This window comes from Mycobacterium sp. TY815 (genome assembly GCF_030755135.1).
Lineage (GTDB): Bacteria > Actinomycetota > Actinomycetes > Mycobacteriales > Mycobacteriaceae > Mycobacterium.
Map to the genome: position 1 here is coordinate 1 of NZ_JAUFRX010000005.1, position 20664 is coordinate 20664.

Annotated in this window: 20 protein-coding genes; 11 read left to right on the forward strand and 9 right to left on the reverse strand. The window is 69.3% G+C overall.

Annotated elements, in window-relative coordinates; all coding sequences use genetic code 11:
- Positions 1 to 1483: cation-translocating P-type ATPase (locus tag QXK92_RS31605; RefSeq protein ID WP_306248393.1), on the forward strand; the 1483-nt coding region annotated here is incomplete at its 5' end.
- 72 nt (positions 1484 to 1555) lie between these two features.
- On the opposite strand, the gene QXK92_RS31610 is transcribed toward QXK92_RS31605, so the two are convergent.
- Positions 1556 to 1885 carry a hypothetical protein gene (locus QXK92_RS31610; RefSeq protein WP_016895224.1) on the reverse strand — a complete coding sequence of 110 codons (330 nt, stop codon included), beginning with the start codon at positions 1883 to 1885 and terminating at the stop codon, positions 1556 to 1558.
- Between the two features lie 15 nt (positions 1886 to 1900).
- Positions 1901 to 2998: an XRE family transcriptional regulator gene (locus QXK92_RS31615; protein ID WP_016895225.1), complete on the reverse strand. Its 1098-nt coding sequence runs from the start codon at positions 2996 to 2998 to the stop codon at positions 1901 to 1903.
- A gap of 270 nt (positions 2999 to 3268) precedes the next feature.
- On the opposite strand from QXK92_RS31615, the gene QXK92_RS31620 reads away from it, so the two are divergent.
- The 4 genes from QXK92_RS31620 to QXK92_RS31635 all read left to right on the forward strand — a co-directional run bounded on the left by QXK92_RS31620 (position 3269) and on the right by QXK92_RS31635 (position 7485).
- Entirely contained in the window at positions 3269 to 3970 is a 702-nt protein-coding gene (locus QXK92_RS31620) for a hypothetical protein (RefSeq protein WP_231752585.1), read from the forward strand.
- An 11-nt stretch (positions 3971 to 3981) separates the two neighbouring features.
- A complete protein-coding gene (locus QXK92_RS31625) occupies positions 3982 to 5079 on the forward strand; it encodes a tyrosine-type recombinase/integrase (protein WP_306248396.1) in 1098 nt (365 codons plus the stop codon).
- Positions 5080 to 5161: 82 nt separating this feature from the next.
- A complete protein-coding gene (locus QXK92_RS31630; RefSeq protein ID WP_016895228.1) occupies positions 5162 to 7075 on the forward strand; it encodes a tyrosine-type recombinase/integrase in 1914 nt (637 codons plus the stop codon).
- On the forward strand, positions 7072 to 7485 hold the full coding sequence (locus QXK92_RS31635; protein ID WP_016895229.1) for a DUF6262 family protein: 414 nt from the start codon (positions 7072 to 7074) through the stop codon (positions 7483 to 7485). The genes QXK92_RS31630 and QXK92_RS31635 overlap by 4 nt, the downstream gene beginning before the upstream one ends.
- A gap of 138 nt (positions 7486 to 7623) precedes the next feature.
- On the opposite strand, the gene QXK92_RS31640 is transcribed toward QXK92_RS31635, so the two are convergent.
- The 3 genes from QXK92_RS31640 to QXK92_RS31650 are packed head-to-tail and all read right to left on the reverse strand — an operon-like array spanning position 7624 to position 10277.
- The gene (locus tag QXK92_RS31640) at positions 7624 to 8001 is read right to left on the reverse strand and encodes a PPOX class F420-dependent oxidoreductase (RefSeq protein WP_306248398.1); all 378 of its coding nucleotides are present in this window, start codon (positions 7999 to 8001) and stop codon (positions 7624 to 7626) included.
- A 4-nt stretch (positions 8002 to 8005) separates the two neighbouring features.
- Positions 8006 to 9112 carry an acyl-CoA dehydrogenase family protein gene (locus tag QXK92_RS31645; protein ID WP_306248400.1) on the reverse strand — a complete coding sequence of 369 codons (1107 nt, stop codon included), beginning with the start codon at positions 9110 to 9112 and terminating at the stop codon, positions 8006 to 8008.
- Positions 9113 to 9119: 7 nt separating this feature from the next.
- Positions 9120 to 10277 (reverse strand): acyl-CoA dehydrogenase family protein, encoded by a 1158-nt coding sequence (locus QXK92_RS31650; protein ID WP_306248402.1) that lies wholly within the window; start codon positions 10275 to 10277, stop codon positions 9120 to 9122.
- 231 nt (positions 10278 to 10508) lie between these two features.
- Here QXK92_RS31650 and QXK92_RS31655 point away from each other — a divergent pair, with 231 nt between their 5' ends.
- The 3 genes from QXK92_RS31655 to holA are packed head-to-tail and all read left to right on the forward strand — an operon-like array spanning position 10509 to position 13879.
- Positions 10509 to 11336 carry a ComEA family DNA-binding protein gene (locus QXK92_RS31655; protein ID WP_306248404.1) on the forward strand — a complete coding sequence of 276 codons (828 nt, stop codon included), beginning with the start codon at positions 10509 to 10511 and terminating at the stop codon, positions 11334 to 11336.
- 44 nt (positions 11337 to 11380) lie between these two features.
- Positions 11381 to 12889: a ComEC/Rec2 family competence protein gene (locus QXK92_RS31660; protein ID WP_306248690.1), complete on the forward strand. Its 1509-nt coding sequence runs from the start codon at positions 11381 to 11383 to the stop codon at positions 12887 to 12889.
- A 30-nt stretch (positions 12890 to 12919) separates the two neighbouring features.
- Positions 12920 to 13879, forward strand: a complete 960-nt coding sequence (holA, locus tag QXK92_RS31665; RefSeq protein WP_306248692.1) for a DNA polymerase III subunit delta — start codon at positions 12920 to 12922, stop codon at positions 13877 to 13879.
- 28 nt (positions 13880 to 13907) lie between these two features.
- Here the strand turns inward: holA and rpsT are convergent, their stop codons facing one another.
- Entirely contained in the window at positions 13908 to 14171 is a 264-nt protein-coding gene (gene rpsT / locus QXK92_RS31670) for a 30S ribosomal protein S20 (protein ID WP_306248406.1), read from the reverse strand.
- A 141-nt stretch (positions 14172 to 14312) separates the two neighbouring features.
- Here rpsT and QXK92_RS31675 point away from each other — a divergent pair, with 141 nt between their 5' ends.
- Genes QXK92_RS31675 through QXK92_RS31685 form a run of 3 tightly spaced genes read left to right on the forward strand, consistent with a single transcriptional unit; the run spans position 14313 to position 17832 of the window.
- Complete coding sequence (locus QXK92_RS31675) at positions 14313 to 16007, forward strand: circularly permuted type 2 ATP-grasp protein (protein ID WP_306248407.1); 1695 nt, start codon at positions 14313 to 14315, stop codon at positions 16005 to 16007.
- A complete protein-coding gene (locus QXK92_RS31680) occupies positions 16007 to 16993 on the forward strand; it encodes an alpha-E domain-containing protein (RefSeq protein ID WP_306248409.1) in 987 nt (328 codons plus the stop codon). Before QXK92_RS31675 ends, QXK92_RS31680 begins: the two co-directional genes overlap by 1 nt.
- Positions 16993 to 17832 carry a transglutaminase family protein gene (locus tag QXK92_RS31685; RefSeq protein WP_306248412.1) on the forward strand — a complete coding sequence of 280 codons (840 nt, stop codon included), beginning with the start codon at positions 16993 to 16995 and terminating at the stop codon, positions 17830 to 17832. The genes QXK92_RS31680 and QXK92_RS31685 overlap by 1 nt, the downstream gene beginning before the upstream one ends.
- 7 nt (positions 17833 to 17839) lie before the next feature.
- Here QXK92_RS31685 and QXK92_RS31690 read toward each other — a convergent pair whose 3' ends face one another.
- From QXK92_RS31690 to QXK92_RS31700, 3 genes are all read right to left on the reverse strand, one after another.
- On the reverse strand, positions 17840 to 18169 hold the full coding sequence (locus QXK92_RS31690) for a PE family protein (protein WP_306248414.1): 330 nt from the start codon (positions 18167 to 18169) through the stop codon (positions 17840 to 17842).
- A 116-nt stretch (positions 18170 to 18285) separates the two neighbouring features.
- The gene (locus QXK92_RS31695) at positions 18286 to 19677 is read right to left on the reverse strand and encodes a PE family protein (RefSeq protein WP_306248416.1); all 1392 of its coding nucleotides are present in this window, start codon (positions 19675 to 19677) and stop codon (positions 18286 to 18288) included.
- Positions 19678 to 19811: 134 nt separating this feature from the next.
- Complete coding sequence (locus tag QXK92_RS31700) at positions 19812 to 20651, reverse strand: ribonuclease Z (RefSeq protein WP_306248417.1); 840 nt, start codon at positions 20649 to 20651, stop codon at positions 19812 to 19814.
- Positions 20652 to 20664 lie beyond the last annotated feature (13 nt).

Sequence of the window (20664 nt, forward strand, 5' to 3'; positions counted from 1 at the left end):
TGACCGGATGCTGGTCAAGCCCGGCGAACGGGTCGCGACCGACGGCACCATCACCTCGGGGCGCACCGCACTGGATGTCTCGGCCATCACCGGCGAATCCGTTCCGGTGGAGGCCGGACCCGGCAGTGATGTGTTCGCCGGATCGATCAACGGCACCGGGGTGCTCGAAGTCGAGGTCACCTCCAGCGCTGCTGATAACTCGTTGGCCCGCATCGTGGCGATCGTGGAGGCTGAGCAGTCCCGCAAGGGCGCCAGCCAGCGCCTGGCCGACCGCATCGCCAAACCGCTTGTTCCGGCGATCATGGTCGCGGCCGCGCTGATCGCCGCCATCGGTTCCGTGTTGGGTGATCCGCTGGTGTGGATTGAACGTGCCCTGGTCGTGCTGGTGGCCGCCTCCCCGTGCGCGCTGGCCATCTCGGTGCCGGTCACCGTCGTCGCCGCGATCGGCGCCGCCTCCAAGCTCGGCGTCCTCGTCAAAGGCGGCGCCGCGCTGGAAGCCCTCGGCGCGGTGCGCACCGTCGCGCTAGACAAGACCGGCACCCTGACCGCCAACCAGCCCACCGTCATCGACGTCGCCACCACCAACGGCAACAGCCGCGACCACGTGTTAGATGTGGCGGCGGCGTTGGAGGCCCGCAGCGAACACCCGCTGGCTGCAGCGATTCTCGCCGCCACCGAGGGGCCGGTCCAACCAGCTGAGGATGTGGAGGCGGTGACCGGGGCCGGACTGCTCGGCCACCGTGACGGCCACCGGCTACGGCTCGGGCGCCCCGGCTGGCTCGACCCCGGACCCTTGTCCGAACACGTCGCGGCCATGCAGGCCGCCGGCGCCACCGCCGTGCTGGTCGAAGACAACGGTCAGGTCATTGGGGCGGTCGCGGTGCGCGACGAACTGCGGCCCGAAGCCGCCCAGGTCGTCGAACACCTGCGCCGCGGCGGCTATCAGGTCGCCATGCTCACCGGCGACAACCAAGCGACCGCCCAAGCCCTGGCCCGCCAGGTGGGGATCGATACGGTGCATGCCGATCTGCGGCCCGAAGACAAGGCGGCGCTGATCGGTCAACTGCGCCAACGCTCCTCGACGGCCATGGTCGGTGATGGCGTCAATGACGCCCCCGCTCTGGCCACCGCCGATTTGGGGATCGCGATGGGTGCGATGGGCACCGACGTGGCCATCGAAACCGCCGACGTCGCCCTCATGGGTGAAGACCTGCGCCACCTCACCCAGGCCCTGGCCCACGCGCGGCGAGCCCGGCGCATCATGCTCCAAAACGTCGGCCTCTCACTGGGATTGATCGCAGTGCTCATCCCGCTCGCCCTCACCGGTGTGCTCGGCCTGGCCGCGGTCGTCGCGGTGCACGAACTCGCCGAAATCGTCGTCATCGCCAACGGTGTCCGGGCCGGGCGCACCAAACCACTGGCACAGCCAGGCCGGGACCATGATCCGGTGGCCGAAGTAGCCGCCTCCGCGATATCGCGTTGACCACCGGCATCATCCATCGCGTAACCAGCCAGGCGAGGAGGTCAGCAAGGTGTGGTGTTTGCCGATGACTTATCACGCCTTTGCGTCACGGCCGGCAGCGGTCAGGCCGAGACTGTGCGCTCGCCGCCAGGCGGCCGCCAGGTTTGCGCTTCGGCTCTTGCCTGATACCTGGCAGAGGTACGTGCTGCATTCTTTGTTGTTGGTCTGCCACCGCAGTTCGGCGTAGATACGCAGGTATCTGCGCCGCAGGACGACCCGTCCGAGCGCACCACCACTGTCGTTCACCACACGGCATCGGCGGCCGCCTGCGGCGTGGTCCTGCTCAAGGGCTTGCCCCTGCTTGGTCCAGTGGACCGGCGCTTTCCACTGCTCGTCGCGGACCGGGGTGCGATTCCAGCCCACGATCGCGCCCGGTGTTTAGACCATCGTGAGGTGCCGGGCGCCGGGCCTGTCGCTTACGCCGAAGAGCGCGCCGCGTTGCGCGCCGGTGAGCAGCGTAATGTCGTCGAGTTCACTGGCGGTGTAGCCGCCGGCCGCGAGTTGGCCGAGTACGTCGCCGACGAGACGGGGCATCTCCTCGGCCACGCCGGGGCGGGGGCCATACATGCGGCCGGTCTCGTTGAGCAGCCGGAACATCGAGCGGTACTGGTAGTCGGAGAGCACACCTCGCTCGCGGGCCCGCACGACCAGCGACGACGCGCTCACACCCCAGGTGAGGCGCAGCTCATCGAGTTCATGCACGGCCCGCACTGACACGCGGTCCAAGTCAAAGCCGATGTCGGCGATGGGGGCGAGGAACTCGGCGGCGAAACTGTTGGCCCGCCGCTCGGCCTCGGCGGGGCTGACCAGCGTCATCGCATCCATGACCAGGTGGCCGAGTTCGTGGGCCAGCGTCATCCGCATGCGGTCGGGCGGCCGGGCCGCGTTGACGTACACCAGGTGCGGGTGATACTCGCTTGCTCGCAGGGTCACCGCGTCGATCTCGTCGTCGAGGAAACCATCGACCACAACGAACACCCCTGCGGCTTCGAGCAATTCGGTCATCGAGCGGATCGGGCCGGCGACGCGCCACAGGCGGCGCAGAACCTGGGCGACGGTGATCTCTCCGAGCTCGGAGGCGTAGTCGGCCGGGTCGAGATCGGGAAGCGCAAGCTTGGGGTTGATGTCGGCGCGGGACACCAGGCGGCCGATCCGCATCGCGACAAGATTCGCGCGCGCCCACACGCGGTCACGCTTCCACTCGGCCGCACTCAGGTTGGCCCGGAAGTGGCTGCCCTGGGCCGGGGACCGGGTGAAGGGCACGCACAGCGCTTCCGGGCGGCATTCCATGGCCTGCGCGTAGTCGAGCAAGGCCTTCCCTGCCAGGGGCAGCAGCCCCGCCTCGACCCTGCTGACGTGCGAGGCCGACACCCCGGCCTCGTCGGCCAGGCGCTTTTTCGACCACCCACGCGACAACCGGGTCAACTGCACCATCACGCTGTTCGCCGCGTCGTCGTACGGGTCCGGTGCCGTCACAGATCGCCTCCCCAACCGTCTCGGTGCTGTCTTTCGACACTAGCCCGCCGCCGCCGCGAATTCGCGCAGAAACACCGTTTGATCTGCGTTTTCCCAGTTCACGCCCACTAACGGACGTGGGGCGTGTGTGGCTGGTGTGACGATAGCGCAACTCCAGCCCGTGACGCCTGCAGACCGGCTGCTCCGTATGCGATCGGCGTGTCTTCCGGCCTCAAACTTTACCCCGGTCCGCACGATTCTATGCAAGGTTTTCGGCTGAAAGGCGGGGTCGTGACAGCTCCGATGGATCAACCCAACACACCCGACCGTCCGGTCTCCCGCAAGGAGGCCCGACGGCTGCTCAACCAGGTGGCGGTCGGGGTGGGGGCGATGCTGCTGGCCGCCGTCGATGACTGGAACGCCTTGTCGGCCCGGCACTCCGCACATCTGCGAACCGTGATGCAAGGGCTCGGGCGCGGCACATATGTTGCGGCCGCCGTCGCGGCGGGCACCGATGTGTGGCTGAGCACCCGCGGCATGCATCCACCCGGACACACGGTCGTCAAGCCCTACCGCTGGCCCGAGATCAACAGCCGCGGCAAGACGCACATGATGATCCACCACAACGAGATGGAACCGACCACCCCGCGGCGGACCGCGTTCTTCACCCAGGATTCGGCGACCCTGGGCCTGATCGGCGATCCCACCCATTGCGAGCTGACCTGGGACTACGACATCGTCACCGACACCCATATCCGCCGGATCTGGGTCAGCGCGCCGGGCGTCGACTGGGACCGCTTCGAGGTTCCGATGGCCAAGGTGCAGGCCCAATACGCGACGTGGCGCAAGCGCGACATGAAGTGGCTGCCCGGGGCACTTCCTGCCGACACCGCCGCAGCCGCGCCGATGCCGGCCCGCCAACCGCAGGAAGACCTGCGGCCCGACATCCAGGTGCGGCCCCGGCGCCCCGAGGAAACCCGGGATGCCGAGTGAAGGCGGCACCGGTGACCATCCACGGACGGGCGTCGTGGACGGTCGTAGACGCTTCAGGCCTACCGGTCGGGGAGGTCGAGCAGTTCCTGCACTGGCTGCGTGCGATCGGCCGGTCGCAGAACACCGTCCGCTCGTATGCGCGCCACCTGAGCTTGTTCTACCGGTGGCTGGGCGCACGCGGAATCGACTGGGACGCCGTAGTATTCGACGCACTGTGTGATTTCGTGGGGGCGCTGTCGGCCGGTTTGCCCCCGCTGCCGACCCGGTCCGGTAGCCGGGCGCCGGGAACGGTCAAAGCGGTGAGCGCGGCCGTGCGCGAGTTCTACGAGTTCCACCGCGTCGAAGGCCGCGGACCGCAGGATCTGGTGTTGACCCGCAACCCGTCGCGGCTCCCGCGCCGGGCACACAGCTTCCTGGCCCACATCGAGCAACGCCACCCCAGCGCGGTCTCCCGGTTGACCCGGCCGGGCAAGCAGCCGGCAGAGACCGTGCAGCTGATCGACTTCGAGGCCGACTTCGCGACGTTGCTGGCGGCGGCGTCGACCCACCGCGACCGGCTGCTGCTCTCCGCGCTCTATGACCTGGGCCTGCGGGTCGGGCAGGCGTTAGGCCTACGGCACGCCAACCTGGACCCGATGCGCAAGCGAGTGCAGGTGTGCCGCCGGGAGGACAACGCCAACGGGGCGCTGTCAAAGCAGCGAGCGCAATTCGCGGTGGCCGCGCCCCGCCGGTTCTTCGACCTGTACGCCGCTTACCTCCTCAGTGAGATCTCCAACCTGGACAGCGATTACGTGTTCGTCAACCTGTCCCGGCCCCCGGTCGGCGGGCCGCTGTCGTACTCGAACGCCTACCAGATCATCGAGCACATCGGCTCCGTAGCGGGCCTTGACGGGCTGCACCCACACATGCTGCGCCATACCCACGCAACTGCGCTGGCCAAGGCCGGATGGACGTCGGCTGAGATCGCTGCCCGGCTTGGCCAGTCGCACGCCGCCAGCGCCGACGTCTACATCCACCTCGCCAGCGACGATCTGGCAGACCGATTGCGCCGCACCGAGCAGCTGGTGTGGGCGCCACCGCAGCGCGAGGCAGGCCATGAGAAACATTGATTCCCACCCTGACTCCACGCGCAGAGGCCGCCGTTCGCCGCTACGGGTACCCGACGGGCCGTGGTGTCAGCCGACGTGGCAGGTGGTCGAACCGGCCGGAGACCGCCGCCGCCAGGCGGCGGACCCCTGCGCCGTCGACGCATGCAACAGCGAGCGGTACTGGCTGGGCGGCCCCCACTCCGCAGGCGCCGAGCGGCGCGGATTGTGCTACGCGCACTACTTCCAATGGTTCCGCGCCGGCCAGCCCGCCGACTTCACCGCATGGGCAACCTTCGAAGCCCAACCCGTCGGCGCCCCGCGCGGCCACCTCTCGGCCCAGATCGTCGACTTCCGGCGGCTACCGCAGATCGCGGCCGATGAGATCCGGTTCGTCGTCGCCACCAAGGTGCGCCGCGGCGACTGGACCCCCAACACCAGCCTCCGCCGCTTCTTGATGGTGCTCATCGACACCGCCGACGGCCGGATCACCGACTCCCTCACCGAGCGACCCGCCGGCGAGTGGCTTCTGCTGTGCCGGCAGCATTGGCCGCACGCGAGCTCGTTCGACTCCCTGTGCGCACCCTACATTCGGCGCTTCTTCCGACTCCTCGACGGCGCCACCAACCCGGACCCGTGGGCCGACGACCACTGGCACTGGCGAGACGGATTCGAATTCGTTCTCGACGCCACCCAATCCGGATCGACACACACCGCCGTGGACTGGTCGACGGTGACCGTGCCGTGGCTGCGTGACGCGGTCAAAGAACTCGCACGCCGGCAGCTCACCACCGCCACCCTGGCCTGGGGCACGCTGACCCAGTGGGTGCGCGCCACCCGCCAGCTCGCCCGGTTCCTCACCCGCGACGACGAATCACCGGAACCGTCCGCGGTGACCAGGCCGGTCTTCCTTGACTACCTGGCGTGGACCCGGCGACCGGACACCCAAGCGGACGCGCGGTTGGCCAATACCGCCGCCTACCTGCTGGAGTCGCTGCACGACACCCAGATCGTGCCCGCTCTCGGGTCGGCGGTGTTCCTCCGACGAGGCGAGAACGTGCACCGCAAGACCCGCAGCCCCCGCCCGTTCCCGCCGGACGTAATCGAACGCGTCGACACGCTGATCGTCGACAACCCCGCAACCGACCCCACCCTGCGGTCGATGATCGCCACCACCCGGTGGGCAGGCTGCCGCATCTCCGAACTGGTCGCCCTGCCCATCGACTGCCTGCACCGCTCCGACGCGGGCTACTGGATCGAATATTGGATGCCCAAAACCCGGGCCTGGCGCCGATTCCCCATCCCGGACAGCCTCGCAACCATCGTCCTCGACCAGCAGACCCGCGTGCGCGACACCTACGGCCCCGACGCCGAGCACCTATTCCCCGGCGCCCGGTCCAACGCCGCCGCCGGCCGCACCCAACCCTGGTCGACCAGCGGCCTGCGGCACCGCCTCGCCGCACTGTTCACCGAACACGGCATCACCACCTCGACCATCACCGGCGAGCCGATCTCCGGCGGCGATGTGCACCGCTTCCGGCACACCATCGGAACCACACTGCTCAACAACGGCTGGACCCAACAAGAAGTGCGCGACTTCCTCGGCCACCACAGCGACACCATGACCTCGGCATACGCCCGCATCACCGACGACACCCTGGCCCGCAAAGCACGTGAATTCTGGAACAGCGCCGCAACAGACACGACCAACACCGACGCCGACGTGGAGCGGCTCCGGGCCCGGTTCACCACCGCGCTGCCCAACGGATTCTGCACTCTCCCAACGGCGCAACGCTGCGAATTCCGGCCCAACCCCTGCCTCGACTGCTCCTTCCACGACCCCGGCGGCCGGGTCTTCCTCGGCGCCCATATCGCGCACCGCGACCAACTGCAACGCCTCACCGCCGACGCTCACGAGCGCGGCGACGCAGCCGCCGTCGAATTGAACACGGCGATGCTCGACAAGGTCTCCAAACTGATCAGCGAAATCGACCCGAACACCACGCAGGAACCTCAGTGAGCGCCGACGACCGCGAACGCCGCACCGCACGCCTGACCGCAGCAGCCGCCGCCCGCACCACCGACGCCACCGCCCGCGCCCGCCGCGCGATCACCCGACTGCGAAACACCGGTCAGCCCGTCACCTTCGTCGACGTCGCCCGCGACGCCGGTGTATCGACCAGCTTCCTCTACCAGCACAGCCAACTACGCGACGACATCACCAACCTCCGCACCACCACGACCACCACGGCGACGGCCGCAACAGGGCGCGCGGCAAGCCTGGAATCGCTACGCACCAAACTCGCCACCGCGATCGCCCGCAACCGTGAACTCACCGAACAACTCGCGCAGCTTCGCACCGAGAACGAAGCACTTCGCAGCCGACTCCTCGAATCCCGCATCCCTGCGGCGACACCGCATCCGTCATAGCCGGACCGGACCCAACCAGAACCAACGGGGCCACAGCGCAGCCCACCACCGTCGACGACTTCCTACAGATAACCCGGCCACGACGACGGACCTACGCCAAGCCGCGGCCCCGTCGTAGACGTCGACTCCACACGCCGCTCACCTAGAGATATCGCCGGGAACCGCGTTGCGGCGGCCGTATTCCTCCGCCCGCTCGGCGCCCATGTACCGGGCGCCGGTGCGGGTGGCGACGGCCAGCAACTCCTGTGGGTCATCGCTCACCGTCGCCACGCCCTGAACCTGCACGAACGAGTAGGGCGGGTGCGGATCGTCGACGCAGATGACGGTCCGCGGATCCCGGTGCAGGGCGCGGCCTTTGGGTGTCTCACGATGGGTGGTGAACACCAGCTCGTCGCCGTCGACGACGAACCAGACCGGCGCCACCAGGGGCCGGCCGTCCGAGGCGACGAATCCGAGCATGCCGGTGCGGGTGCCCGCCGACAGGAACTCGACGACCCGCGCGGACAGTTCGGTCATCGCGTCAGATCTTGGCCAGGTCGTAGTCGCCGATGTGGTCGATGAGCACCCGCAGCTGGTCCGCGGTGGACCCCAGCGTGTGGTCGATCGCGGTGAGCCGGGCCGTGTAGTGGCCTACCGGGTATTCGGCGGTCATGCCGATGCCGCCGTGCAGCTGGATTGCTTCCTGCCCGATGTGCCGGCCCGAGCGGCCGATCTGCAGCTTGGCCCGCGCGGCGATCACCGGGTCGTAGTTACCGTCGGCGATCGACATCGCGGCGTACAGGTTCATGCTGCGCGCCAGCTCCAGCGACACGTACATGTCGGCGGCCCGTTGGGTGAGCGTCTGGAACTTGTTCAGGGTGACCCCGAACTGCTTGCGCGTCTTGAGGTAATCGGTGGTCAGGCGAAGCGCCTCCTCCATGGCGCCCAGCGCCTCGGCGCACAGCGCTGACTGGATCCGGATGACGGCGTTGGCGACGGCCGCAGACGCGTCGGACCCGTCACCCAGCGGCTCGGCGGCCGCCTCGTCCAGGTCGATTTGGGCGCCGCGCTGACCGTCGAAGGTGCGGTATGGCGCACGCGTAACCGCCTCGGCGTCCACCAGGAACAGCCCGGTGCCGCCGTCCGGCAGCGCCGCGGTGACCACCAGCGTCTCGGCGCAGTCGCCGGCCAGCACCGGGTTCTTGCGTCCGCTGATCGTCCACGAATCACCCTGTTGCACAGCGCGAGTGGCCGGTTGGCCCGATCCGGTGCGCTGGCCCGGTTCGAGGTGGGCGAAGGCCAGCAGCCGCCGGCCCGCGGCGACCTCGTCCAGCAGTTCCTTCTGCGCGTCGTTGCCGAGTTCGGCGATCAGCGAACCGGGCGCCAGCGCGCCGTGCACGATCGGTTCGGGTGCCAGCCGGCGTCCCACCTCGACGAGCACCGCCATGATCTCCAGTTGCCCGGCCTCCTCGGGATCGAATCCGAGGCCCAGGATGCCGATCTCCGCCAGCTGGTTCCACACCTCGCGGCTCCAGCCCAGATCGGTGTCGATCGCCTTGTTGCGACTCTCGGCGTCGTAGCTGCGCGACAGCAGTTCCCGGGTGGTGTCGCGCAGCAGGGTCTGCTCTTCGCTCAACTGAAAGTCCATGACAGCCTCACAATCCGAGAATGGTCGAGGAGATGATGTTGCGCTGAACTTCGTTGCTACCGCCGTAGATCGACGTCTTGCGGTAGTTCAGGTACGTCGGGGCACTGGACTGTGCCCACTCCGGGGACGCGATGCCGTCGACGCCCACCGGCAGCGCGTCCGGTCCGGCCACCTCGACCAGCAACTCGGTGGCGATCTGCTGCAGTTGGCTGCCGCGCAGCTTCAGCACCGACGACGCCGGGTTGGGTTTGCCGCCCGAGGAACTCGACACCACCCGGGCCTGGGTGAGTTCCAGAGCCAGTACCTCGTTCTCGGCCTCGGCCAGTCGTGCCGCGAACAGCGGATCCTCGAGCAGCCCGTTCTCGGCGGCACGCCGCTTCACTTCGGCCAGGCGCACCTTGGTGCGGCCCACCTGGGCGATACCCGTGCGTTCGTTGCCGAGCAGGAACTTCGCGTAGCTCCAGCCCTGATTCTCTTCTCCGACAAGCTGATTGGCCGGGACGCGGGCGTCCGAGAAGAACACCTCGTTGACCTCGACGCTGCCGTCGATCAATTTGATCGGCCGTAGCGTGATGCCCGGGGTGTCCATCGACATCAGCAGGAATGAGATGCCGGCCTGGCGTTTGGGCGCCTGCGGGTCGGTGCGAACCAGGCAGAAGATCCAGTCCGCGTACTGGCCGAGCGTCGTCCAGGTCTTCTGCCCGTTGACGACGTAGCTGTCGCCGTCGCGGACCGCGGTGGTGCGCAACGAGGCCAGATCCGATCCGGCTTCGGGCTCGGAGAAGCCCTGGCACCACCAGATATCCAGGTTGGCCGTCGGCGGCAGGAACCGCTCCTTGACCTCTTGTGACCCGAACTCGGCGATCACCGGGCCCACCATCTTGGTGTTGAAGTTCAACGGCTCCGGGACGCTGGCCAACTGCATCTCGTCGGTCCAGATCTGAAACTGGGTGGGCGTCCAGTCTTTTCCGCCCCATTCGACGGGCCAGCTCGGCACCGCGATCCCGTGCTCATGCAGCCGCTTGTGAGTGGCGACGATCTCGTCGCGGGTCAGGTGTCCACCTTCGCGGACCTTGTCCCGGATATCGGCGGGAATCTCGGTGGTGAAGAAGGTTCGCAGTTCGTCGCGGAACGCGGCTTCGTCGGGCGTGAGCGCCAGCTTCATCGGCAGCCTCCTGTATCCGGGGTCACCGCCGACGCAGGGGCTTACGGCGGTCCTGCACTGCACGTTAGGCGCTGCGCGACGGCATTCGCCAACCGGGTCGTGCAGGCACACCTCAGCGCCGCCGGCGCCGCCGCCACCGGCTCATCCACAGATCGGGCTTGATCCACAGACGGCACGGTCCGCCCGGTGACGCGGGGCCGTTGTGGCGGTGGCCGCGCATACCGTCCTGCCATGCGAACCGAACTACCCGCCGAGCGCCTGCAGCGCCGGCTGGCCGGCGATCCCGACCCGCAATCGGAGGACTCCGAACGCGATTGCGCCGAAGACGACCCGAACTCGTTGCTGCCGCGGTGGCTTCCCGACACGGCCACCCGGCGTAGCTGGATGACTCGGCTGCGCGCAGATCCCGGCCGTGCCGGCGCCATCGCGCTGGCGGTCGTCGCTGCACTCGCGGTGCTGATCACCGTCTTCACCCTGGCCCGCGACCGCCCGGCCCCGGTGACATCGGCCAAACTCCCACCGGTAGAACGGGTTTCGTCAACCAAGCCCTCGGCCAGCACGGGGCCGGATCGGCCCGTGGTGGTCAGCGTCGTCGGCCTGGTGCACAAGCCGGGGCTGGTCACCCTGGCTCCGGGTGCGCGGATCGCTGACGCGCTGCAGGCCGCCGGAGGACCGGTCGACGGTGCCGACACCATCGGGCTCAATATGGCCCGGCCGCTGGGTGACGGTGAGCAGATCGTGGTCGGGCTGGCGCCGACGCCGGGCAAGCCGCCGGTGCTGGGCAGTTCCGTCGGCCCCGGTAGCCCCGCCGCGCAATCGCCTCCGGGCGGGCCCAGTACGTCTGGCAAGCCGAAGTCGGGTGCCCAGGCGGCGGTGGATCTGAACACCGCGACCGTCGAAGAACTGGACGGGCTTCCCGGGGTGGGTCCCGTCACGGCCGCGGCGATCGTGGCCTGGCGCCAGGCGCACGGCAGGTTCACCACGGTCGATCAGCTTGCCGAGGTCGACGGAATCGGACCGGCGCGGCTGGACAAGCTGCGCGCGCTGGTCCGTGTGTGAGTCCGGCAGGCCAGTGCCCGGCCGCTGCGGCCCCGCCGGCGGACGTGCGTCTGGTACCGGCCGCGCTGACCGCCTGGGTCGTGACGGCGGCCGGAACGGCGTGGCCCGTCGGCGGCACGCTGGCCTGCTGCTGCGCCGTGGTGGCCGCCGCCGCGGCCGTGCTGTGGCTGCGGGTGCGCTCCGGACCCGCAACGGGGACTGCCGCGCTGTGCGCCGGGCTGATGGCGGTCGGGGTGGTGGGCGCGGGGTACGGGATGGCGATCGCCCTGCGCGCCGGGGCGGTCGCGCACCACCCGATCACCTCGGCATTCGGCACCGTCGCGCCGGTGACCGTCGTACCCAGCGAGACCCCACGTCCGCTGGGGCGTGGCCGGATGATGTTCCGGGCCACCCTGCAGCGGTATGGCGATGACGAAGTAACTGGCCGGGTGACGGTTTTCGCAAACGCTGCGGATCTCGATGCGGACGAGTTGACGGTGGGCCGGCCGGTGCGGGTGATTGCCCGCATCACCCGGCCGGCGCGCCGCGATCTGACGGTCGCGGTACTGACCGCGGTGGGCCGGCCGGAGCAGGGCCGCGCGCCGCCGGTATACCGGGCCGCGCACACGGTCCGCGGGCGGTTCGCGGTCGCGGTACGCCGCGCGCTGCCGGCCGATCAGGCCGCGATGTTGCCTGCGCTGGTGCTCGGCGACACGTCGCTGGTGGCCACGGGCACCAGCGATGAGTTCCGCGCGGCCGGGATGAGTCACCTGACGGCCGTATCGGGGGCCAACGTCACGATCGTGTGTGCCGCGATGCTGCTGTCCGCGCGGCTGGTCGGACCGCGGCCCGCCGTGCTGCTGGCCGCCGTGGCCCTGGTCGCCTTCGTGTTCGTGGTTCAACCGACGGCCAGCGTGTTGCGGGCCGCTGTGATGGCCGCCATCGCGTTGGTCGCGATGGTCTCTTCGCGCCGGCGCCAGGCGATTCCGGCGCTGTCGGCCACCGTGCTGGTGTTACTGGTGGCGGCTCCCCACCTGGCCGTCGATGTCGGGTTCGCGCTGTCGGTCATCGCCACCGGGGCACTCGTGGTCGTGGCCCCCGGCTGGTCGCGCCGGCTGGTCGGTCGGGGCTGGCCGAAACCGCTGGCCGATGCGGTCGCGGTCGCCGGGGCGGCCCAGGTGGTGACGGCGCCGCTCGTCGCCGCCATCTCGGGCCGCTTCAGCGCGGTGGCCGTGCTGGCCAATCTGGCTGCAGCGCCGGCGATCGCACCGATCACGGTGCTGGGAACCGCGGCCGCGGTGGCGGCGGTCTGCTGGCCGGCGGGTGCGCAGCTGCTGATCCGGTTCACCGGCCCCGAAGTGTGGTGGGTGCTGCACGTCGCGCACTGGGCCGCCGGCGTCCCTGGCGCGAGCGTTCCGGTGCCTGCCGGAGCTTCCGGTGTGCTGGTGGTCGGCTGCGCGACGGTCGTCGTCATCGTGCTGGCGCGCACGCGTCGCGGTCGACTGGTACTGGCCTGGGTGACGGTCGGGTGCGCGGTGGCGTGGTCCGTGTCAGACGCCGTCGCACCCCCGTGACACCATCGACGGATGAGCGGGGAATCGTCGTTGCACCTGGTGCTGGGGGAAGAGGAACTGCTGATCGAGCGGGCTGTCGCGCAGATTCTGCGGTCGGCCCGGCAGCGGGCCGGCGCCGCCGCGGACGCGGGCATCGCCGACGTCCCGGTCAACCGGATGCGGGCAGGTGACGTCAGCACCTACGAGCTCAGCGAGCTGCTGAGCCCCTCCCTGTTCGCCGAGGAACGGATCGTGGTGCTCGAGGCCGCCGGCGAGGCGGGCAAGGAGGCGGCCGCATTGGTGGCGTCGGCCGCCGCGGACCTGCCGGCGGGCACCGTGCTGGTGGTGGTGCATTCCGGCGGCGGGCGGGCCAAGGCGCTGGCCGCGGACCTGCGGTCATTGGGTGCCCAGGTGCACCCGTGCGCTCGAATCACCAAGGCCGGCGAGCGCAGCGACTTCGTCCGGGGCGAATTCCGCGCGCTGAAGGTCAGGGTCGACGACGAGACCGTGACGGCGCTGCTGGATGCCGTGGGCTCCGATATCCGGGAGCTCGCCTCGGCCTGTTCGCAGCTGGTCGCCGACACCGGTGGGTCCGTCGATGCCGCCGCCGTCCGGCGCTACCACAGCGGCAAGGCGGAGGTGAAGGGCTTCGATATCGCCGACAAGGCTGTGGCCGGTGACGTCGCCGGCGCCGCCGAGGCGTTGCGGTGGGCGATGCTGCGCGGCGAGCCGCTGGTGGTCCTGGCCGACGCACTCGCTGAGGCGATCCACACCATCGGCGTGGTGATGCCGCTCAGCGGTGACCCGTACCGGCTTGCCGGGCAACTGAAGATGCCGCCGTGGCGGGTGCAGAAAGCGCAGAAGCAGGCCCGGCGCTGGTCGCGCGATCGGCTGGCGGTCGCGTCGCGCGTGGTCGCCACCCTGAACGCGAACGTGAAGGGCGCAGTCGTGGACGCCGACTATGCGCTGGAATCCGCGGTACGGCAAGTCGCGGAGCTGGCCGCGAACTGACGGCTCTCCGGATTTAGCGGGAGAAGACTCAGCCGAGCTTGTTGAGCGAGCGCGCCAGCGCCGACTTCTTGTTGGCGGCCTGGTTCTTGTGGATGACGCCCTTGCTGGCCGCCTTGTCCAGCTTGCGGTTGGTCGACGCCAGCAGCTCTGCTGCCTTTTCCTTCTCGCCTGCGTGGGTGGCCTCGCGGAACGCCCGGATGGCCGTGCGGAGCGAAGACTTCACCGACTTGTTGCGCAGCCGCGCGCGCTCGTTAGTGCGGTTGCGCTTCTGCTGCGACTTGATGTTGGCCACGCGTCAGTTCCCTATCCCGTTTCGTTTTGGCTTTGCTCGGGGTACCTGCAACCCGATAGCGACTGCTCAGGTTATCAGTCGGTTACGTTTTCGCCCAAAAGCGGAACTCTCGGTCTGCCGGGATGGGGGAATTGAGGCAGCATGACACAGGTGAGTTTTCCGAACCAGATCGAGGCAACCCAGCGGCGGTCGCGCGTCCGTTCCGAGCGCATCTTCGAGGGCTACAACACCTCAGACGCCTATTCATTGGCCTTCGACGAGATGTTCGACGCGCAGGGCAACGTGCGCGGCCCCTACAAGGGCATCTACGCCGAACTGGCGCCCACGGACGCCTCCGAGCTCAAGGCCCGGGCCGACGCGCTGGGCCGCGCGTTCATCGATCAGGGCATCACGTTCTCCCTGTCCGGCCAGGAGCGGCCGTTTCCGCTGGACCTGGTGCCGCGGGTGATCTCAGCCGCCGAGTGGACGCGCCTGGAACGCGGCATCACCCAGCGGGTGAAAGCCCTCGAGATGTACCTCGACGACATCTACGGCGACCAGGACATCCTGCGTGACGGGGTGATCCCGCGCCGGCTGATCACCTCCTGCGAGCATTTCCACCGCGAGGCGGTAGGGATCGTCCCGCCCAACGGGGTGCGGATCCACGTCGCCGGGATCGACCTGATCCGCGACGAAAAGGGTGATTTCCGCGTCCTCGAGGACAACCTGCGCTCGCCGTCGGGTGTGTCGTACGTCATGGAAAACCGGCGCACCATGGCGCGGGTTTTCCCGAACCTGTTCGCCACCCACCGGGTCCGCACCGTCGACGACTACTCCTCGCACCTGCTGCGGGCGCTGCGCAACTCGGCGGCCACCAACGAGGCCGACCCCACCGTGGTGGTGCTGACCCCCGGCGTCTACAACTCGGCCTATTTCGAGCACTCGCTGCTGGCCCGCCAGATGGGCGTGGAACTCGTCGAGGGCCGCGACCTGTTCTGCCGCGACAACCAGGTCTACATGCGCACCACTGAGGGGGAGCGTCAGGTGGACGTCATCTACCGGCGCATCGACGACGCCTTCCTGGACCCGCTGCAGTTCCGGGCCGACTCGGTGCTGGGGGTGGCCGGGCTGGTCAACGCCGCCCGTGCCGGCAACGTTGTCATCTCCAGCTCGATCGGCAACGGCGTCGGCGACGACAAACTCGTCTACACCTACGTGCCGACCATCATCGAGTACTACCTGGGCGAGAAACCGCTGCTGGCAAACGTGGACACTTACCGCTGCTGGCTGGACGACGAACGCGAAGAAGTGCTCGACAGGGTCCGGGAACTGGTGATCAAGCCGGTAGAGGGGTCCGGCGGCTACGGCATCGTGTTCGGCCCGGAAGCCTCCGAGAAGGAACTCGCCGCGATCAGTAAGAAGATCCGCGACGATCCGCGCAGCTGGATCGCCCAGCCCATGATGGAACTCTCCACCGTGCCCACCCGGATCGAGGGCAACCTGGCGCCGCGCTACGTCGACCTGCGGCCGTTCGCCGTCAACGACGGCAACGAAGTGTGGGTGCTGCCCGGCGGGCTGACCCGCACCGCACTGGTCGAGGGATCGCGCGTGGTGAATTCCAGCCAGGGCGGCGGCTCCAAGGACACCTGGGTGCTGGCGCCGCGCACCTCGGTGGCCGCCCGCGAGCTGGGACGCGCCCAGGTGGTGCGGTCACTACCCAGGCCGGTGCCCGAACAGCACCCGGACGTCAACAGGCCGGCGCAGACCCAGCCCCTGCAGCAGCCACGCCAGACCCTCGACGGAGAGCCGAAGCGGGAACAACAGCAGCAGCAGCAACAGCAGCAGGTGATCGACTGATGCTGGCCCGTAACGCTGAGGCGCTGTACTGGATCGGCCGCTATGTCGAACGGGCCGACGACACTGCGCGCATTCTCGATGTCGCCGTGCACCAACTGCTCGAGGACTCCAGCGTCGACCCCGACCAGGCGTCCCGGCTGCTGCTGAAGGTGCTCGGCATCGAACCTCCCGACCACCGGCTCGACGTCTGGTCGTTGACGGATCTGGTGGCGTTTAGCCCCAACACCGACGGTGGGTGCTCGATCGTCGATGCGATCTCGGCGGCGCGGGAGAACGCCCGGTCGGCCCGCGAGGTCACCTCCAGCGAGACCTGGGAATGCATCAACACCACCTACCACGCGCTGCCCGAACGCGAGCGTGCCGCCAAACGCCTTGGGCCGCACGAGTTTCTGTCGTTCATCGAAGGCCGCGCGGCGATGTTCGCCGGGCTGGCCGACTCCACGCTGTCGCGCGACGACGGTTACCGCTTCATGGTGCTGGGCCGCGCGATCGAGCGGGTGGACATGACGGTGCGGCTGCTGCTGTCCCGGGTGGGGGACAGCGCCTCGTCGCCGGCGTGGGTGACGCTGCTGCGCTCGGCCGGGGCCCACGACACATATCTGCGCACCTATCGCGGTGCGCTGGACGCCGGCCGGGTGGTCGAGTTCATGTTGCTGGACCGGCTTTTTCCCCGCTCGGTCTTCTACTCGCTGCGGCTGGCCGAACACAATCTCGAAGAGCTGCTGCACAATCCGCAGAGCCGTATCGGCGCCACCACCGAAGCGCAGCGGCTGCTCGGTCAGGCGCGCAGCGAACTGGAGTTCGTCCAGCCCGGGGTGCTGCTCGAAACGCTGGAGAACCGGCTGGCGGGCTTGCAGCGAACCTGTCGAGATGTCGGAGATGCGTTGGCGCTGCAGTACTTTCACGCCGCGCCCTGGGTGGCGTGGACGGACGCCCGGCAGCGTGACGTTTTGGCGGACGCGCTGGAAACTCAAGGAGAATCCTGATGTGGCGGATGCGGGTGGTGCACACCACCGGGTATGCGTACCGGTCGCCGGTGACAGCGTCCTACAACGAAGCGCGGCTCACGCCGCGCTCCAACACCCGCCAGAACGTCGTGCTGAACCGGGTGGAAACCATCCCGGCCACCCGGTCGTACCGCTACATCGACTACTGGGGCACGGCGGTCACGGCTTTCGACCTGCATGCGCCGCACACCGAACTGACGGTGACGTCCTCGTCGGTGGTGGAGACCGAGCGACCGGAGCCGCCGGCGGCCAAGACCAGCTGGGAGGAGCTGCAGTCAGGGGCCATCATCGACCGCTTCGACGAGGTGCTGCGGCCCACCGACTACACGCCGAACAGCAAACGTGTTGCCGCCGTGGGCAAGCGGATCACCAAGAACCACGACCCGGCCGAGGCGGTGGTCGCCGCAGCGCGGTGGGCGCGCAGCGAGCTGGACTACCTGCCCGGGACCACCGGTGTGCACTCGTCGGGGCTGGATGCGCTGGAAAAGGGCAAGGGAGTGTGCCAGGATTTCGCCCACCTGACGCTGATTCTGTTGCGCAGCATGGGGATTCCCGGACGCTACGTGTCCGGTTACCTGCATCCGAAGCCGGACGCCGCGATCGGCAAGACCGTAGCGGGCCGCAGCCACGCCTGGATCCAGGCGTGGGTCGGTGGCTGGCTGAATTACGACCCCACCAATGACACCGAGATCACCGAGCAGTACATCAGCGTCGGGGTCGGCCGCGATTACGCCGACGTGTCGCCGCTGAAGGGCATCTATTCGGGGCTGGGCGCGACTGACCTCGACGTGGAGGTCGAGATCACCCGACTGGCGTAGCGCCCGGTCAGGCCGACGGGCCCAGCAGGTCCCGCACGCCCTGCATCGACGAGGCTGCGGCGGCTTCGGCGTTGGCGTAGGCGTTGCCCCCAGCGGTCAACGCTTGGACGAACTGATCGTGGAAGGCCGCCATCTGGTTGCTGATGTCAACGTATCCCCGGGCGTGCGCATCCCAGAATGTCGCGATGGCAGCCGACACCTGATCGGCGGCGGATGCGGGCACTCCTGCGGTCTGCTCGGCCGCGGTCGCATTGGATTCGCCGATGGTCGAGCCGATGCGGGCCAGGTTGCCTGCCGCGGCTGCCATCGCCTCCGGCCCTGCGACAAACCACGACATCCGGCATACCTCGAGTTCGGTGACGGCGGGCGACGACGGGCCGCCTTTTCGCCTCGCTAACTATTATTACGCGTCACGAGAGCCTACCGCTGCACAAATTTGTATTCGTGTGGGTTTTAGCCGTGTTTACCGGGGCTGCCGAACGTACCTGGTGCACCACCGGCCCCACCTGCACCATTGGTACCGGGAGCTATGCCTATCCCGCCCGGACCACCGTTGCCGCCGTTGCCGATGAACTGCGCATCGCCACCCGCACCGCCCTGGCCGCCGTTGGGGTTGCCGACGATGCCGACGCCGCCGGCACCGCCGTTCCCGGCGTTGCCGATGAGCAGGGCGCCGCTGCCACCCTGGCCGCCGAAGCCGCCGCCCGCGCCGCCTGTTCCGCCGTCGCCGGCGATGCCGAACAAGCCGACCAGGCCGCCCACCCCGCCGCTGCCGCCGGAGTTGGGGGTGGGCCCCAGACCGGTGCCGCCGTCACCGCCGGCGCCGGCAAAGCCGAAGAGCAATGCCGAGCGGCCACCGTCGCCGCCGTTGCCACCGAAGGTGGTCCCGGTCCCGCCGGTGCCGCCGTGTCCGCCGTTGCCGAAGCCGTATCCGGCTCCGCCGCCCGCACCGCCGTTGCCGCCGAAGTCCCCGTTCCCGCCACCGCCGCCGACACCGCCGGCGCCGAACAGCGCCCCGCCCGCGCCGCCGTCGCCACCCTGACCACCCTGGTTGCCGCCGCCGTTGCCACCGAGCCCGCCGAGGCCGCCGTTGCCGAACAACTGTGCGTCGCCGCCCATGCCCCCGGCCCCGGCGGCGCCGACTCCACCGGCCCCGCCGGCGCCTCCGGCACCACCATTGCCGTAGAACAGGCCACCCGCGCCGCCGTTGCCGCCGATCCCGGCGGCGCTGGAAGCTGTGCCGGCCACCCCGGCGCCACCGGCTCCGCCGGAGCCGAGCAGCCACGCGCTACCGCCGTTCCCGCCAGCGGCCCCCGCGGCACTGATGCCGCCCGCGCCGCCGTTGCCGATCAGGCCCGCCGCGCCGCCGTTCCCGCCGGGGACACCCGCGAGGGTGCTGCTGCCGCCGCGGCCGCCGTTTCCGTAGAGCAGTCCGCCGGCCCCGCCGGCCTGTCCGATGCCGCCGACGGTTGCGCCGTCTGCGCCGTCACCGATCAGCGGCCGCCCGAGCAGCTGCTGGGTAGGCGCATTGATCACGCCGAGCAGCTCCTGCAGAGGCGACGCGGCCGCCGCCTCAGCGTTGGCGTAGGCGGCGCCGCTACCGGACAGCGCCCGGACGAACTGTTCGTGGAACGCCGACATCTGGGAGCTGATGTTCTGGTAACCCTGGGCGTGCGATCCCCAGAAGGCCGCGATCGCCGCCGAAACCTGGTCGGCCGCGGCTGCGGGGACCCCGGCCGTTTGCATCGCCGCGGCGATATTGGCCTCATCGATGGTCGAGCCGACGCCGGCCAGGCTGTTCGCGGCAGCCGCGACTGCCTCCGGCCCCACGGCGAACCACGACATGCGGCACCTTTCGACGAATCGGCAGGAGCGGATAGTACCGCGATGTCAGGCCGAAAACATCTATTTCCACCTGCACAAACATTTAGTGGCGCGGGTCTGCAAATTCGGCAGATGCGGACCCCGCCCGGGCGCGATCAGCGTGGCGAAACTTCCACGCGGTGCAGGTCGTCGCCCAGCTCGATGCGTCCGCCGAACTCGGTGGCGGCCAGTGACCGCCACTGCTCTTCCTGCCCGGGCACGATGGCGGGCACGTAGTGGGTCAGGATCAGAGTGCTTACCCCGGCGCGTGCCGCGGTCGCGGCGGCTTCCTGCACCGACGAGTGGTAGTCGCAGACGTCCTTCACCCGTTGCTGCGGAACATGGGTCAGGATGTCTTTGCGGATCACGGTGTGCACCAGGGCGTCTGCGCCGGCACTCAATTCGTCCAGCGTCGCGCAGGGCACCGTGTCGCCTGCCAGCACCACCGCCGCCCCGTCGAACTCGATGCGGAATCCGATCGTCGGTGCCACCGGACGATGGTCGGTGGGGGCCACCCGGATCGTCACGCCGTCGCGCTCCCAGACCGGCCCCTCGGTGTACTCATGGACCTCGATCGGCGGTGGCGCGTTCAGATCGGCGTGGTGGGCAATGCGGTAACCGATGTCGTGGCCGAACGCCTTCAGCGTCGCCTCGACCACGTCGGCGGTGCCCGGCGGCCCGATGATCTGCAGCGGCGGGGGATCCGGCGCGAAATTGGTCACCCAGCTGGTGATCAGCACGTCGCCGAGCTCGGCGATGTGGTCGCTGTGCAGGTGGGTGAGCAGCAGCGCCGAGAGCCCGGCGGCTCCCACGCCGACCGCCGCCGCACGTTGCAATACCCCCCGGCCGCAATCCACCAGGAACACCTGGCCGCCCGCGCGCACCAAAGTGGCGGGTCCGGCGCGGTTGGGATCGGGGATGGGGCTTCCGGTTCCGAGCAGGGTCACCTCGATCATGGACCCATCCTTA